General features: G+C 50.9%; 1 protein-coding gene. It reads right to left on the bottom strand.

All coding sequences use genetic code 11. The annotated features are described in order from the left end of the window. The coding region (locus B3W37_RS01120; protein WP_483174531.1) for a thiamine pyrophosphate-dependent enzyme at window positions 1-530 on the bottom strand (530 nt) is incomplete at both ends.

Here is a 530-nt window from a genome sequence, read left to right as displayed (position 1 = left end):
ATCATCCACTCATTGCCTCTCAAGAACATATGACGGAATCTGCCCTGAGGACGAAGAAAGTCTTCCACCGGCAGCTTTTTCTTCGGTGTATAGCTCAGACGCCATACCCCCTCTTCGACTTCGAAAAGGGGCCAGACGCAAGTATCCACCGCCAGCCTGGTAATCTCCGCCAGCTTGGCCATGGGGTAGTCCCAACCTCTGGGGCATGGGGACAATATGTTCATAAAGCACGGGCCCTCAGTATAAATGGCCTTATAAGACTTGGTGTGCAGATCCTTGAAATTGCCTATCGGGGCAGTCTGAGCCACATAGGGGATATTATGAGCAATTAAAATCTCGGTGAGATCTTTTTTATTCTGTTTCTTACCCTGCCCCGCAGAGCCTACCGGCGAGGTAGTGGTGCGGGCAAAGCGGGGCGTTGAAGATGAACGCTGTATTCCGGTATTCATATAAGCCTCGTTGTCATAACAGACGTAGACCATGTCATGACCGCGTTCCATAGCGCCGGACAGGGATTGAAACCCTATATC

The organism is Syntrophomonas sp. UBA5494, from assembly GCF_002426325.1.
The sequence above is the reverse complement of the archived record's forward strand: the minus strand, read 5'-3'. Positions and strand labels throughout refer to the sequence as shown.